At 69.5% G+C, this 14,662-nt stretch carries 9 protein-coding genes; 3 read left to right on the top strand and 6 right to left on the bottom strand.

The window, feature by feature from the left end:
- Nucleotides 1-159: 159 nt before the first annotated feature.
- Genes IE153_RS17775 through IE153_RS17800 form a run of 6 tightly spaced genes read right to left on the bottom strand, consistent with a single transcriptional unit; the run spans nt 160 to nt 9,598 of the window.
- Nucleotides 160-1,407 (bottom strand): alginate lyase family protein, encoded by a 1,248-nt coding sequence (locus IE153_RS17775; protein ID WP_189590658.1) that lies wholly within the window; start codon nt 1,405-1,407, stop codon nt 160-162.
- A gap of 26 nt (nt 1,408-1,433) precedes the next feature.
- The gene (locus IE153_RS17780) at nt 1,434-4,772 is read right to left on the bottom strand and encodes an alginate lyase family protein (protein ID WP_189590659.1); all 3,339 of its coding nucleotides are present in this window, start codon (nt 4,770-4,772) and stop codon (nt 1,434-1,436) included.
- Between the two features lie 41 nt (nt 4,773-4,813).
- Nucleotides 4,814-6,334 carry a glycosyl hydrolase family 28 protein gene (locus IE153_RS17785; protein ID WP_189590660.1) on the bottom strand — a complete coding sequence of 507 codons (1,521 nt, stop codon included), beginning with the start codon at nt 6,332-6,334 and terminating at the stop codon, nt 4,814-4,816.
- Between the two features lie 41 nt (nt 6,335-6,375).
- Nucleotides 6,376-7,239, bottom strand: a complete 864-nt coding sequence (locus IE153_RS17790; RefSeq protein WP_189590661.1) for a carbohydrate ABC transporter permease — start codon at nt 7,237-7,239, stop codon at nt 6,376-6,378.
- Entirely contained in the window at nt 7,236-8,231 is a 996-nt protein-coding gene (locus IE153_RS17795) for a carbohydrate ABC transporter permease (protein WP_189590662.1), read from the bottom strand. Before IE153_RS17795 ends, IE153_RS17790 begins: the two co-directional genes overlap by 4 nt.
- A complete protein-coding gene (locus IE153_RS17800) occupies nt 8,228-9,598 on the bottom strand; it encodes an extracellular solute-binding protein (RefSeq protein WP_189590663.1) in 1,371 nt (456 codons plus the stop codon). Before IE153_RS17800 ends, IE153_RS17795 begins: the two co-directional genes overlap by 4 nt.
- A 416-nt stretch (nt 9,599-10,014) precedes the next feature.
- On the opposite strand from IE153_RS17800, the gene IE153_RS17805 reads away from it, so the two are divergent.
- The 3 genes from IE153_RS17805 (at nt 10,015) to IE153_RS17815 (ending at nt 14,655) form a co-directional block, all read left to right on the top strand.
- Nucleotides 10,015-11,028 carry a hydroxyacid dehydrogenase gene (locus IE153_RS17805; RefSeq protein WP_189590664.1) on the top strand — a complete coding sequence of 338 codons (1,014 nt, stop codon included), beginning with the start codon at nt 10,015-10,017 and terminating at the stop codon, nt 11,026-11,028.
- 425 nt (nt 11,029-11,453) lie between these two features.
- On the top strand, nt 11,454-12,545 hold the full coding sequence (locus IE153_RS17810; RefSeq protein ID WP_189590665.1) for a LacI family DNA-binding transcriptional regulator: 1,092 nt from the start codon (nt 11,454-11,456) through the stop codon (nt 12,543-12,545).
- Between the two features lie 772 nt (nt 12,546-13,317).
- A complete protein-coding gene (locus tag IE153_RS17815; RefSeq protein WP_189590666.1) occupies nt 13,318-14,655 on the top strand; it encodes an ABC transporter substrate-binding protein in 1,338 nt (445 codons plus the stop codon).
- The last annotated feature ends 7 nt before the right edge of the window (nt 14,656-14,662 follow it).

A 14,662-nucleotide genomic window follows, 5' to 3' on the forward strand; every position in this document is an offset into this window, starting at 1 on the left:
GTCCACCAGCCTCCTCACCGCGCTCGTGCACCGTGAAGATCAGAGCAACTCATTGTGTTCCGGTATTCCGGCGCACGAGCGGATGTGAGGGCCGTTCGGGGTACGCGGTTACGTTGCGTGCACAGTCACGCGCCGTGTTCAGTTACCCGACGTACACGGTTACTTCGCGTACATCAGCGTGCCGAACCCGAGCTGGTCGAATCCGCCGCTGGTGGTGCCGTAGTCACCTCCTCCGCCCTCGGGGGCGACGGAGAAGCACATCTGGGAGATGTACTTGTCGTCGAGGAGCAGCCGACGCCCGTAGTGGTAGTGGAGCATCGCCCACACCGGGCGTACCTGGCCGCGGGAGGTGGCGCCGGGCACGGTCTGCGACTGCTGGGCGCAGTTCTGGCCGGTGCCCCAGGTGTAGGTGGTGAACGGCACGTTCATGTTCAGGTTGTACTTGGCGACGTACTGGGCGGCCTTCATGAAGCGGCGGCCGTCGTACGAGTAGAGGTCGTCGCCCTGGTTCCAGGCCATCTCGCAGAGGGCGCCCATCTGGCCCATGCCCATGACGGTGTGGCCCTGGTCGCGGCCGGACTCCTGCCACTGCCCGAGGTCGTAGCCCTCGACGTTGCTGTACAGGAACGGGACGGCGTGCTGGATGGAACCGTTTCCCGCACCGGACTTGAAGTAGGTGACGGCCTGGTCGTACTTGGCGGCGTTGTCGGTGAGGATCCCGATGGCCATGACCGAGGCCATGTTGCACAGGTCCCAGTTGGCCCAGTAGTTGGTGATGCAGGCATCGTTGTGGCCGGTGAGGAACTGGTTGTTGAGCGGGTAGAAGACTCTGACCAGCATCTCCTGGGCGGCGGCGAGGTCGAACCCGGGGTAGCCCCGCATGAGTTCGCAGGCGTTCGCGAACTGCCAGCCGTAGAGGCCGGCGGCGAGGAACCGGTCGGCGTTGCCGGTGACCGTGGTGAGGGTGCGTGACCAGGCGTTGAGGATGGTGGCGGCGCACTGGGCGTTGACCTCGGTGCCGCCCACCCGCCAGCGCAGCGCGTTCTGGTAGCCGGCCGCGATGTCGTTGTAGAGCTGCGGGTAGTTCTCCCCGGTGCCGCCGCGGATGATCGTCGCCGTGGCACGGGGTGTCCAGGTGGACTGGGAGTGGGAGTTGGCGGTCAGCTTGTTCCAGCCGGACAGCCAGGGGTCGTCGCCCGCGGCGACCCTGACCTTGGCGCGGTTGATGTCGCCGGCGTTGTGGAGCATGCCGGGGTGGGTGAAGGTGGCAGGTGCGGCACCGGCCGTGGTGGCCGTGGCCGTGGCGCCGAGGGCGAGGGCCGCGGTGAGGCCGCCGGCGGTCTTGAGCAGACCGCGGCGGCTCACCTGGCCGCCCTCGTGGTGCGTGTGGGGGGAAGTGCGGCTCATGGGTGGGGTCTCCCATCGGTGGAGGACTACACGGGGGTGATGCTCACCTCGTCGAACTCGGTGGTGCTGCGGGCCAGGGGGTCGCGGGAGCAGACCACGAGGCCCACGTAATAGGGGGCGTCACCAAAGCCGGGGATGTCTCCCTCGGCGAGGGGGGTCCAGGTGGCGCCGTCGTCGGTCGAGGCGGATGCGGTGAAGTGCGTCCCGGTGCGCTTCAGCCGCAGCAGGCAGGGGGCGGTGACCGCCGCGTTGCCGGTGAACGTGGACTTTCCGGCGACGGTCGGGCGCAGCATCAGCTGGGCGCCCGTGCCGCCGGTGACGATCGCCCCGGCCGCCTGGTCGAACGGCGACAGGGACTTGGCCATGAGCAGGCCGACCCGGTCGCCGGTGGCTCCGGCGCGGGAGACCATGCGGGCGGTGACCTCGCAGTCGCCGCTGACGGGCCGTCGTACGAACTGACCCGTCATGCCCTGGTTGTTGACGGTGAGGTCGGTCCCGGCGCCCCGCACCACGAAGGTCCCGTCCGCGTGGGCGGTGCTGCCGGGGGTCTGGACGGCGACCACGCCGAGGGTGCCGTGGGCGCGGTCGTCGAGGATGACGTCGCCCAGGTCGCCGTGGCTCCAGGGCGCGGGCGGCGGGGTGCCGACCGTGAGGGTGAGCGTGGCGGTGGCGTCTCCGGCGGCGTTGCCCGCGGTGGTGGTGACGGTGAACTCGCCGGTGCGGGTGGGTTTTCCGGAGATCAGGCCGGTGCGCCGGTCGAGGCGCAGTCCGTCGGGCAGCCCCTTGGCGGTGAAGCGGACGGGCTGGTGCGTGGCGCGCAGGAGGTGCTGGAAGGGGGCGCCCCTGTTCGCGAACGCCAGGGTGGGCGAGGTGAGTTGCGGCGTGCCGGGCGTCGGCATGGCCGCCTTCGCCGGAGCCGACCGCGGGCCGCGTCCGGCGCAGCTCGTCTTCGCCACGGCGTAGTGGTACGTCGTACCGGGCCTGCCCGTCGCGTCGGCGTAGCGGATGCGGGTGCCGAAGCCCACGGGTCCGATGCCGGTCGCGAGGGTCGCGAACGGCCCCTTCGCGGAGGTGGAGCGCAGCACCGTGTAGCGGGCCGACAGGTCCGGGTCGGTCCAGGCCAGCTCGACGGCGTCGGCGCCCTGAGTGGCCCGCAGGTCGGTCGCGGCCCGGGCCGGGCGCGGCACGGACCAGATGTCGCCGCCCGTGCGGGAGATGACGCTGACGTTGTCGAAGGCGCCGGTGCCGGTCTCGGCGTAGTCCTCGTCGACGCCGAGGCAGGAGGTGAGAGTGAGACCGACGTGGGCCGTCCTTCCCAACTCGACCTTGCTGGTGCCGACTTCGGTCCAGCGGACGCCGTCCGGGGAGATGGCCCCGGTGCAGCGGTCGCCCCGGCGGGTCACCCGGACCCAGTAGGGCATGCGCAGCCGGTAACCGTCGCCCGCGCCCTCGACGTACGGGGCCTGAAGCGGGGTCGCCGATTCGGGGAGGCCGCCGAGGGAGGAGATCGGGAAGGCGGCGCCGGTGGTGAGGGTCTGCTGCTGCGACGGCGGCACGGGGGTGCTGCCGGTGCCCCGGACCGCTCCCCCGGTCTTCGCCCGTACGCTCCACACCCCGCTCCAGGTGTGCGGCGGCAGACCCTGGATCAGCATGGCCGCATGGGCGGCGTCCGCGTCCAGGGCGGCCCGCACGGTGACACCGATCTTGGAGTACTGGGAGCTGAGCGGCCACACGATCCGGGCCGTGACCGTGCCGTCGCCGCGCAGGGGCAGGTGCACCAGCCGCTGGGTGTCGGCAGTGCCGGACGCCTCCAGCACGAACCGCTCCCCGTCGAAGAGGGCCGAGCCTGGGATCTTCACGTCACCGACGTCCCGGGTGGACCAGGGGCCGGGAAGCCCCGGGACCGCAGCCGCCCAGGCGGAACTTTCGCTCTTGCCATGGGAGTTGCTCGCTACGACCGTGTAGTAGGACGTGCGTCCGGAGCGGGCCCGGTCGTCGGTGTACGTCGGCTCGGTGACACCGGTCGCGAGCTTCTCGTACGGCCCGTCGGCGCCGGCGGCCCGCAGGACGGTGTACGAATCGGCCCATGCCGAGGGCAGCCAGGCCAGCGTGACGGACCTGTCGCCGCCGACCGCCGTGACGCCGGCCGGAGCCGTGGGCACGGACGGCGACGGGGCCCTCGTACCGGCGAAGGTGAGGGTGCCCCAGCTGGGCAGGTCGTCGTTGCTGCCCTCCACGACGCGGGCGCCGCCGCTGCCGCGGAAGACGGCCGCCTTGGTGTACGGCGCTTCCAGGCCGCGCACGCCCGCGTAGTGCGCGTACGCCATCTCGTAGATCGGGGGCAGCGTGCCGCGCCCGACCGCCGAGACGTACGTCTTGATGTACTTGCCGGTGCGGTCCAGGTCGGGCACGAAGGGGACGTCGCCGCCGAGGTTGTAGCGGGCGGCGTACTCGATGTTCTTCAGCAGCCGGTTTCCGTCGAAGGCGTACAGGTCGACGCCCTGGTTCCAGGCGACCTGCGCGGCGTCCGTGAGCAGGCCGACCGCGAGTTGCTCGTGGCCCTGGTCGCGCCCGGACTCCTGCCCCTGTCCGGCGTCCGTGACGATGCGGTGCGGGACGCTGCCGTTGCCGGCCCCGGCGGCGGCGAAGCGCAGCGCGTCCTCGAAAAGGGTGGGCTCCTCGCAGAACACGCCGATGGCGAGGATCGTCTGGACGGAGGTCAGGTCCCAGTTGCCGTTGGCGTAGAGCATGTAGCCGGAGATGGCGGGATACCAGACGCGCAGAAACGATTCCTTGCAGCGCGCGACGTCCTCCTTCGCCCAGCCGTCGTAACCGGTGTACTGGAGCAACTCGGCCGCGTTGACGAACTTGAAGGCCTGCAGTCCGGCGCCGAGTGGCCCGTCCGCTCCGGTGATGGCGGTGAGGGAGACGGACCAGGCGTTGAGGATGTCCCGGGACTTGTCCGCGTAGACGCGCTCGCCGGTGATGCACCACATGAGCGCGGTCTGGTAGGCGGCGGCCGAGTCGGCGACGGCCTGGTTCTGGAAGTTGGTGGGGCCGCGGCCCCAGGTGGTGATCTGGCCGGTGTTCTGGACGGTGTACGTCGCCTTCGAGCGCGCGTGGGCGGCCAGGGCGAGGTAGCCGTCGTAGATCGGGGTTTCCTTGGCGGCGACGGCGGCCTTCATCCGGGCCAGGTCGGCGGCGCTGTGCAGCAGGCCGGGGTGCGTGAAGGCGCGTGGTGCCGTGACGTCCCGGCCGACGGCCCGGGCCGTGCCGGGGACGAGCAGTCCGCTCGCGCCCGACGCCAGCAGCAGGGCTGCGGCACCGCCCAGGAAGCCGCGGCGGCTCGGTGCGGTGGGTCTCATGAGGCTGGTGCTCACGGGGTGCGTGTGCGTGGGGTCGGTGCTCATGACGCGGCGGCCGCCTCGGCGGTGGTGAGGAACTTCAGGTTCAGCACGTGCTCGTTGGCGTGCATCGGGATGGTGTCGGTGGTGAGGTACCAGGTCGGCTTCTTCATCGAGTCGGCGATGACCGTGCCGTTGACCACGAGGTTCTCGAACGTGACGTCCTTGATGGCGTGCTTGGCGTCATAGCCGAGCAGCAGGCAGGTGGCGAGCGGCTTGCCCGTGTAGGAGAGGTCCTTGACGTAGACGCCCTGGATGCCGCGGCCGACCGAGGTGTTGTACTTCGTGTTGTACATGACCCGCATGTGGATGAGCTGGCCCCAGCGGAAGTCCTCGACGCGGACGTCGTCCACCTTGACGTTCTTGATGAGGTTGCTGTCGCCCGGGTTGAGGGCGATGCAGCCCTGGTAGCCCATCTGGGGCTCGCGGTGGTCGCAGATGTCGAGGTTCTTGAAGGTGAGGTTCTTCAGCACCTCGGGGTTGTCGCTGTTGCCGTGCGTCCCGACGTTGATGGGGTGCGCGACGTCCGCCCACAGGGTGGAGTTGCGGACGGTGATGTTCGTGGTGTCGCCGTAGTACTCCCAGCGGTGGGTGTAGATGGCGATGCAGTCGTCGGAGTTGCGCATGAAGACGCCGTCGATGACGACGTTGCTGGAGCAGAAGACGTCGATGCCGTCGCCCCAGCCCTTGGAGCTGAAGGAGCCGAGGCCCTTGATGGTGACGCCGGTGGCCTCGCCGAGCTGGACGGCGTAGCCGTTCGGGTTGAGCACGGTGACGGCGCCGATGGAGATGTTCCGCGAGCTCTCGACGAGGGCGCCGCCGGCCGCGGTCCCGGCGAGCACACCACGGCCGGCGATCCCCGCGTGCTCCACGTTGCGGAAGACGACCGTCGCCTTGAGGACGGCGCCGCCGTCGAGGTACACGGTCTTGCCCGAGGGGACGTTCAGATAGCCGTCGGCGGTGGTGTGGACGCCCGGCCCGTAGTAGAGGACGTTCGGGTCGTCCTGCGCGGGCCTCTTCTTCTCGATCGCGCGGGCGAACAGGTGGAGACAGTCGAAGATGTCGTCGTTGATCTGCACGACGACGTTGCGCGGCCGGTCCAGCGTGAAGCGCAGGGTGTCTCCCCCCACTTCGGGCTTGATGCCGTAGGAGTCCGGTCTCACCCGGACCTTGGTGGTGCCGCCCTTGAGGTAGGTGACCTCGACCTCGACGGATCCCTGGAAGTCGAAGTACGCCAGAGACGAGTTGTAGATCTTGCTGGAGCCGGTGGTCGGGTTGATCTCCCCGAGCTGGGGCCGCCAGATGTCCAGCGTCTGCCACTCGCCGTCGGGGGCGGTGCGCACCCGCACCTTGAAGCTGGTGTTGGTCGGCATGGCGGACGGGCGGGGGTAGGCCACCAGCTTCGGGGCGACGGCGGCCTCGTCGGCCCGGGCGGCGGTCGCCGTCAGGTTGGAGAGCCCGGCGGCGAGGACGGTGGCACCGGCGGCCTGGAGGGCGTTGCGGCGGGACAGGGACGGGGACATCTGCGACTCCTTGCGAGCAATGAACAGGGTGAAGTGCAGGGCTACTTGAGGCCGGAGGTGGACATCCCGGCGACGAAGCCGCGCTGGGCGATCAGGAAGATCAGCAGGATCGGCACGACGTACATCACGGAGGCGGTGGCCTGGAGATTGGCCACGGGGGTGCCCGCGGAGGTGACGTAGGTGGACATGACCGCCACCGCGAGGGTGGACCGGTCGGTGGAGAGCAGCAGCTGGGGGGCGATGTAGTCGCCCCAGGACCAGGTGAAGGCGATCACGAAGCTCGCGGACAGCACCGGCCAGGACTGGGGCAGGAAAATCCGCCAGAAAATGGTGCCGTAACCGCAGCCGTCGACGATCGCGGCCTCCTCCAGCTCCCGGGGCAGTCCGGCGAAGAACTGACGGAAGAGGAAGACGAGATAGGGGGCTGCGGCCAGACCCCACAGCACCCACGGCCAGTATGTGTCGACCATGCCGAGCTTCGCGAAGATCAGGTAGGTCGGCAGCAGCGTGATCATCTGCGGCAGCATCATCGAACCGATGAGGACGCCGAACAGCGTCTTCTTTCCGGGAGCCTCCAGCCGGGCGAAGCCGAAGCCGACCCAGGCGGAGCTGAGGGTGACGAGGGTGGCGTAGATGAGAGCGATGACCAGGGAGTTGCGGGCGTAGCCGAGGAAGTCGATCAGGTTGAAGGCGTCCGCGAAGTTGTGCCACTGGACGTGGGCGGGCAGCCAGTGCACGGGTGAGGCGGCCAGTTCCGCCGGGGTCTTCAGGCCGCTGAGGACCAGCCAGCCGAAGGGGCCGATGAACAGGCCGGTGACGGCGACGAGGACCGTGTAGAGGACCAGCCGGTCGACGCGTATCCGCACCCGGGGCGCGGGCTCGGGGGTCACTCTGGTGGCGGTCACTTCTTCGCCTCCGGGTCGACGTTGTAGAACACCACGCCGGACGTGAACCTGAAGATGAGCCCGGTGGCGATGAGGATCAGGACGAAGAGCACCCACAGCAGTGCGGACGCGTAGCCGTAGCGGCCGAGCGCGAAGTACTGCGAGAACACGTGCATCATGTAGAGGTAGTTGGACTGCGGCAGCGCGGTGACGCCCGCGGTGGTGCCGTCCGGGGTCAGCAGCAGCGGCATGATGGTCTGCACGGACGCGATCACACCGGTGACCGTCTGGAAGAGCAGCACCGGCGACAGCAGCGGCACGGTGATGCTGCGAAAGGTCCGCCAGGCGCTCGCCCCGTCGATCCGGGCGGCCTCGTGCAGTTCGCGAGGCACGTCCTGAAGCCCTGCCAGCGAGATGATCATGACGTTTCCGGCGGCCCACAACACGCTCATCAGCAGCACGTAGCGGGCGTAGGGGTCGGCGAGCCAGCCGAGCGCGTCGAAGCCGAAGAGGGTGAGGGCACCGTTCGCGGCACCGGAGTTCTGGTCGAAGAGCGCCTTGAAGGTGAGGCCGGCGCCGACCGGCGGCACCACAGCCGGCAGATAGAGCAGGGTGCGGAACAGCCCGCGCGCTTTGATCGGCCGGTTGACCAGGACGGCCAGTCCGAGCCCCGCGAGGATCGACAACGGCACCGAGGTGATCGCGAACAGGCCCGTACGGCCCAGGGACTTCCAGGTCTGCGGATCGGAGAACAGCTCGCTGTAGTTACCGAGGCCGACATAGCGCCAGTGCGGCGAGATGCCGTCGTACGTGGTGAAGCTCAGCCACAGCGCGTACGCCATCGGCACGACGGTCAGCAGCAGGAAGCCGGTGATCCACGGCGCAGTGAACAGGTAGAAAGCGCGATGCCTGCGGCCGGTCATGGAGATCCGGGGCCGTGCGGCCGGTGTCGTGCGGGCGGTGCTCGCGTCCGTTCCGGGCCTGCCCGTGACGGATATCTGGTCGACCGTCATCCCACCTGCTCCTTACCGCGCTTCAGCTGCTCGTTCATGACGGAGTTCAGGCGGCCCGCGAGGGTGTCTACGGACAGGTGGCCGTTCATCGCGGCCGGTGCCTCCTGGTTGAAGAGGGCGTAGAGCGAGTCCGCCGAGGCGTAGGGCGTGAAGGCGATCACCGAGAAGTGCTTCAGCTCGGCGTTCTGCACCTTCAGCACCCGCTTCTGGTAGTCCTCCTGGGCGGGCATCAGCGAGCGCAGGGACTTCAGGGTGGGGATGCCCCAGCCGCCGGAGGCGCGGGCCTTGGCCGGCCCCTCGCCGAAGAACCATTCGAAGACCCGCCAGGCGGCGTCCTTGTTCCGCGCCCTCTTCGGCATCCAGAACCCGGTGCCCGCCTGGCAGGGGCTGACCCGGCGGCCGCCCGCGAAGAGCGGGGCCGGGGCGAGGCGCGAGAGGGGCGCCAGCTTCTTGTCGGTGTTGATCAGGCCGCCGAGCCAGTAGCCCGAGTTGGACATGGCCATCCGGTGCGCCTGGTAGGTGGGGCCGTCCCAGGCGTTGGGGTCGGGCTGGACGATGCTCGGCCCGACCCTGCTCCGGCCGTACTCGACGTACCAAGCCAGGGCCTTGCGGGCCTCGGGGGTGGTGAAGTCGATCCGGGAGAAGTCGTCGCTGAAGAGACTGCCTCCGGCGGACGCGGTCAGGCTCGCCAGCAGGTTGGGGGTGAGCACGCCCTGGTAACTGCCGCCGAAAACGATCGTCTGGCCGTTCCTGCGCCGGGTGAGCCGCTCGGCGCTCTCCAGCCACTCCTCGTAGGTGACCGGCTCGGTCTCCGGCGGGTAGTCGACGCCCGCCGTGTCGAAGAGGGCGGTGTTGTACCAGAACATGGAGTCCTGCGAGAAGTCCTTCGCCATGCCGTAGCGGGGGCCCTTGCCCTGGGTCCGGCCGTCGTAGCGCCACAGGTCGTTGACCGGGTCGAGGTCGCTGGAGGTGAGGACGCCGCTGCGGGCGAAGTAGGGGTCCAGGTCCTCCATCACGTCGCGTGCCGCGAAGTAGGGCGCGTCGGTGGCGCCGACGCCGCGCACCAGGTCGGGCGGGGCGCCGTTGGTCATCATGCCGATGAGTTTGGTGATGTCGTACCGCACCGTGACGATCTTGACGCCGATGTCCTTCTGGGCCTGCCGGATCAGCTCCGGGGAGATGTCATCGGGCTTGGCCATCACCGTGACGGTCTCGCCGTCGCCGCTGACACCGCTGGAGACGCGCATCGCGCAGCCGCTCAGTGACGCCGCGCCGGTCGCGGCACCGGCTGCCGAGAGGGCGAGGAATCGGCGGCGGCTCAGGGAAGCACCAGCACGGCCCAGGGAAGTACCAGCACGTGGGTGCATGAACGCACCACCTCCTGCTCTTGCCGTTCGAAATACCGGTCAGGGGTCGGGAAGTCGACCGAAGAGGAACGCATAGCAACCGGTTGTTGTGCGTGGGCAGAGCTTCTTCCGGCCGGGATGGCACGTCAAGGGCCTGGGCGATTTTCGAAAAGAGTATGAGTCGGGAACCGGTTGCTGCCAGGGCCTTTGTCCCTGCGTAGCACCACTGACGGCCCACCTGGGACTGCCCCTTCGCCACCGAAACAGTAGTAATCGATTTCCGGAAACAGACGCACACCGTGGCTACCACTCCGGAGTCACCGTGGCCCGGCCCCTCAAAAGCTCGCACCAACCGGGCGATTGACCATCGCTTCCCGACGGATCTACGGTAGAAGGCGCTTTCTGAAACTGTTTCCATCCCCTGCTCCAGGAGAGTCATGCCCAGCCCTCAGCTGCCGCGGGCCGTGTTCGCGATGGACCCGGTGCACCTCCCGCTGCTCTTCCCTCCGCCGCTGATGGAGCGGCTGAGGCGCACGGCCGACATCGATCCCGGGTTGGTGGTGCGGGACTTCGCCGATCCGGCCGGCGCCGCCGCCCTGGCCTCCACCGACGTGCTGATCACCGGCTGGGGCTGCCCTCATCTCGACGCCGGTGCTCTCACGGCCGCCCCGAAGCTCGACGCCGTGCTGCACGCGGCCGGCTCCGTCCGTTCCCTGGTCGGCGAGGCCCTGTGGGAACGCGGGGTCACGGTGTCCAGCGCAGTGACGGGCAACGCCCTGCCGGTCGCCGAGTACACGCTCGCGATGATCCTGCTGCTGGGAAAGGACACCTTCGGCCACCGCGAGCGCTTCCGCCGGACCCACACCTACCCCGGCCCCGCCGACACGGCGGCGACCGGGAACCTCGGCCGTCGCGTCGGCGTCATCGGCGCCTCGCGCGTGGGCCGCCGGCTGCTGGAGCTGCTACGGCCGTTCGACCTCACCGTCCTGCTGCACGACCCCTACGTGAGCCCCGCCGAGGCAGCCGCCCTCGGTGCCGAGTCGCTGTCGCTGGAGGACCTGCTCAGACACAGCGACATCGTGAGCCTGCACGCCCCCGACATCCCCGCGACCCATCACATGCTCGACCGCGACCGGCTCGCCCTGGTCCGGGACGGCGGCGTGCTCGTCAACACCGCCCGCGGCGCCCTGGTCGACCACGCGGCGCTCACCGACGAGCTCGTGTCCGGCCGGCTGAACGCGGTGCTGGACGTCACCGACCCGGAACCGCTGCCCGCCGGATCGCCGCTGTACCACCTGCCCAACGTGTTCCTCACCCCGCACATCGCCGGCTCGCTCGGCAACGAACTGGAGCGGCTCGGCCGCATCGTCGTCGAGGAACTCGAGCGCCTGGCGGCGGGCGCACCGCCGCTCCACGAGGTGCGGCGCACGGATCTGGCCCGGGTGGCGTGACCCGGGGGCGGTGGGCCGCGCGCCCGTTGTCCACAGGCCCTCCGGACGGTTGTCCACAGGCCCTCCAGCCTGGCGTAACGATGGGATACGGTTTTCGCACCGGTGGCCTCGACCGCCGGTGTGATCGGCTCGAACGGGTCCGTCGGCTCGAACGCAGTTGTCGGTTCGGCGGGTCCATCGGCTCGAACGCATCCATTGACTCGACGGGTCCGTGGATCCGAAGGGTCCATGGGCTCCGCGGGCCGGTTCGCGTCGGATCGGTGCGCATGGTCCGGGTCCATACCTCCACCGGCCGGACCGCACCACCCGGCACCACCCGGCACCCGGACACCCCACACCCACCCCGGCCCACCCCCGGCCGGACCGCACCAACCGACCGCAGCGGGCCGCTGCGGACCGGGTCACTACATGAAGGAGCCGCAAGGGTGAGTCAGCGCAAGGCGACGACGAGTGACGCCGGCCGGGCGACCATCCGTGATGTCGCGGAGCGCGCGGGCGTCTCCGTGGCCAGCGTCTCGCGGGTGCTGTCCGGCAACTACCCGGTGTCGGAGGAACTGCGCCGCCGGGTGATGAAGGTGGTCCGGGACCTGGACTACGTCACCAACGCCCATGCTCGTTCGCTGGCCGGCGGCGGCACCCCGACGGTGGCGATCCTCATCAACAACATCACCGGCGCTGCTTTCGCCCATGTCGCGAAGGGCGTCGAGGGCGCCGCCACCCTGCGCGGCTGGCTCTCCCTGGTCGGCACGACCGGCGACGACCCCGAGCGGGAACTGGCGCTGGTGAACCTCATGCGCCAGCAGGGCGTGGCCGCCGTGATCCTGCTCGGCGGCGCCTACGACTACGACGAGTACCAGCTGCGCATGGCCCGCTTCGCCCGTTCCCTGGACGCGGCCGGCTCGCACCTGGTCCTGGTGGGCCGGCCCCCGCTGGAGGGCGACGTCCCGGCGACGACCGTCGACTACGACAACGAGGGCGGCGCCTACGCGATGGCCAGCCATCTGCTCTCCGCCGGCCATCGCCGCGTCCTCGTCCTGCCGGGTCATGCCGAACTGACCACCGCCCAGGCCCGGTTGCGGGGCGCCCAGCGGGCTTTCCAGGCGTACGGGATGCCGTTCGACCCGGGGCTGGTGCGGCACGGCCGGTACGACTACGAGCACGGGTACGAGGCCGTCGAGGCGGCCCTGCACGAGACGCCGGACTTCACCGCGGTGCTCGCCGGGACGGACGTGGTCGCCGCGGGCGCCATGCAGGCGCTGCGCTCGGCGGGCCTGCGGGTACCCGAGGACGTGTCGATCGTCGGCTACGACGACATCCCGCTGGCCTCGCAGCTCACGCCCCAACTCACCACCGTGCACGTGCCGTACGAGGAGATGGGCCGGGTCGCGCTGCGGGCCGTGGCCGACCGGCGCGAGGGTGGTTCGGGCGGCCGCAAGAGCGCCGACGGCGACCATCTGGTGCTGGGCACCCATGTCGTGGTCCGCAACTCGGTCCAGCCACCGGCGCCACGCGGTTAGGCACCCCCCGGCATACCCCGCGTGGTTGGCCACCCGCACCGCGCGGCGGGCGACCCGCACCATGCGACAGGTGACCCGGACCGGCCCGGACCGCGTGACAAGTGACTTGGACCGTGTGACAGGCGGCCCGCACCATACGGTCGGCAGGCGGCCCCACCGCGTGGCGGGCGACCCCACCGCGTGGCGGGCGACCCGCACCGTGTGGCTGGGAACCTGCACCGTGTGACAGGTGACCCGGACCGGCCCGGACCGTGTGACAGGCAGCCCGCACCATGCGGCTGGCAACCCGCACCGCATGGCGGGTGACCCGCACCATGCGACTGGCAACCCGGACCGCAGGCAGCCCGCATCGCGCGGTCAGTCGCCATGAGAGTTCGTTACGTAACCGTTTTCCCGAGACTTTACGGCCCACCCCGGCCCTCATCGCCATGCCCGCCGAACCTCGGCGTGACGCGCCGGTGATTCCTCTGACCTGCGGGTATCCGTACGCACGGCCGCACCACGCCCCGTGCACCCAGCGCTAACCCACCGGACCATCCGCCGAAACAAATCGCCGCACACCTCTTGCTATGAGCAGACCCGTCCGCCTACCGTCCCAGCAACCGCTTACTACAGCTTCCGCTTGGCCGAACCCCCCGCAACCGCGAGCCGACGCTTTCCGGTCGCCGTTCCTGGCCGACGCCCCCCCGAGCCGCCCCCGTCCTCTCGTTTTGAGTCACTCGTGTCATTCGAGTCGTTCCGAGAACGCCCTATTCCGAAGGATCACGGTCAGATGAACTTCACCAGCCCCCGGAGAAGGTTCGCCTCCGCCGCTGTCGCGGGTATCGCGCTGACAGGTCTGCTCTCCGCCTGCGGCGGATCCGGCTCGGGTGACGACGCCGCGTCGGACTCCGGCCCGGTCACGCTCCCCTTCTGGGGCTGGGCCAACGGCCAGGAGGCGGTCGTCAAGGCGTTCAACGCCTCGCACCAGGACGTCCAGCTGAAGTACACGAAGGTCACTGACCAGCTGACCATGCAGAAGCAGCTGACCAACGCGGTGAAGGCGGGCAACGCCCCCTGCCTGGTGCAGAACACCGCCGAGTACGTGACGAGCTGGGTGTCGCAGGGCGCGCTCGCCGACATCACGCAGTACGTCGAGGGTGAGAAGGGCGAGTTCAACACCGGCGCCTGGGCGAGCGCGCAGGTGCAGGGCAAGCTCTACGGCGTGCCCACCAGCTCGGCGCCCCAGTTCACGATCTACCGCACGGACATCTTCAAGAAGTACGGCCTGACGGCCCCGGCCACCTGGGACGACTTCATCACGGCGGGCAAGGAGCTGAAGAAGCACAACATCAAGATCACCAACTACGCCGGTGAGGACCCGAGCACCCTGGAGGTGCTCGCGATGCAGGCCGGGGCGCACTGGTACGCCATCGACGGCAATGCCTGGAAGGTGGACTTCCAGGACGAGGGCACCCTCAAGGCCGCGAAGGTGATCCAGGAGATCATCGACAACGACCTGAACGCCAAGCTGTCCTTCGCCGACTACGCGGCCGTGCAGCGCAGTTACGACGGTGGTGCCACGGCGACCCGGCAGATCTCCACCTGGCAGATGGCGGGCATGGTGCAGAACTTCACCAAGTCCTTCGGCGACTGGGCGCTGGCGCCCTGGCCGACGTATGAGGGCGAGGCGGCGAAGACGCCGGCCGGCACGAACCTGACCGGCAGCGTGACGCTGGTGACCAAGCAGTGCAAGGACCAGAAGCAGGCGGCTCAGGCGGCGCTGTGGATGTCGACGGACCAGGACGCGGTCAAAACGATGGCGAGCCCGGAAACCGGCAACGGCGTGATGCCGGCACTGAAGGACAGCGGTTCCTACGTCGGTGAGTCGATCTCGCAGAAGCTGCTCGGGAAGAACTACCAGCCGGCGCAGAAGGTCGTGACGGACAGCCTGGGGACGGTGACCACGGACTGGACCTTCGGGCCGAACTGGACCGCGATGTTCACGGAGTTGCAGGCGGGTTGGGCCAAGGTCGTCAACAAGCAGGAGAAGGTCACCGACCTGCTCGCGCACATGCAGGAGTGGACGGTCAAGGACCTGAAGTCCCGCGGTATCAGCGTCAAGGGCTGAGGCATTC

The sequence above is a fragment of the Streptomyces massasporeus genome, from assembly GCF_014648995.1.
GTDB classification, from domain to species: domain Bacteria; phylum Actinomycetota; class Actinomycetes; order Streptomycetales; family Streptomycetaceae; genus Streptomyces; species Streptomyces massasporeus.

Coding starts and splice junctions, on each gene's coding strand:
- IE153_RS17805 (WP_189590664.1), top strand. CDS start 10,015: ATGCCCAGCCCTCAGCTGCCGCGGGCCGTGTTCGCGATGGACCCGGTG.
- IE153_RS17800 (WP_189590663.1), bottom strand. CDS start 9,598: ATGCACCCACGTGCTGGTACTTCCCTGGGCCGTGCTGGTGCTTCCCTG.
- IE153_RS17785 (WP_189590660.1), bottom strand. CDS start 6,334: ATGTCCCCGTCCCTGTCCCGCCGCAACGCCCTCCAGGCCGCCGGTGCC.
- IE153_RS17775 (WP_189590658.1), bottom strand. CDS start 1,407: ATGAGCCGCACTTCCCCCCACACGCACCACGAGGGCGGCCAGGTGAGC.
- IE153_RS17780 (WP_189590659.1), bottom strand. CDS start 4,772: ATGAGACCCACCGCACCGAGCCGCCGCGGCTTCCTGGGCGGTGCCGCA.
- IE153_RS17795 (WP_189590662.1), bottom strand. CDS start 8,231: ATGACGGTCGACCAGATATCCGTCACGGGCAGGCCCGGAACGGACGCG.
- IE153_RS17815 (WP_189590666.1), top strand. CDS start 13,318: ATGAACTTCACCAGCCCCCGGAGAAGGTTCGCCTCCGCCGCTGTCGCG.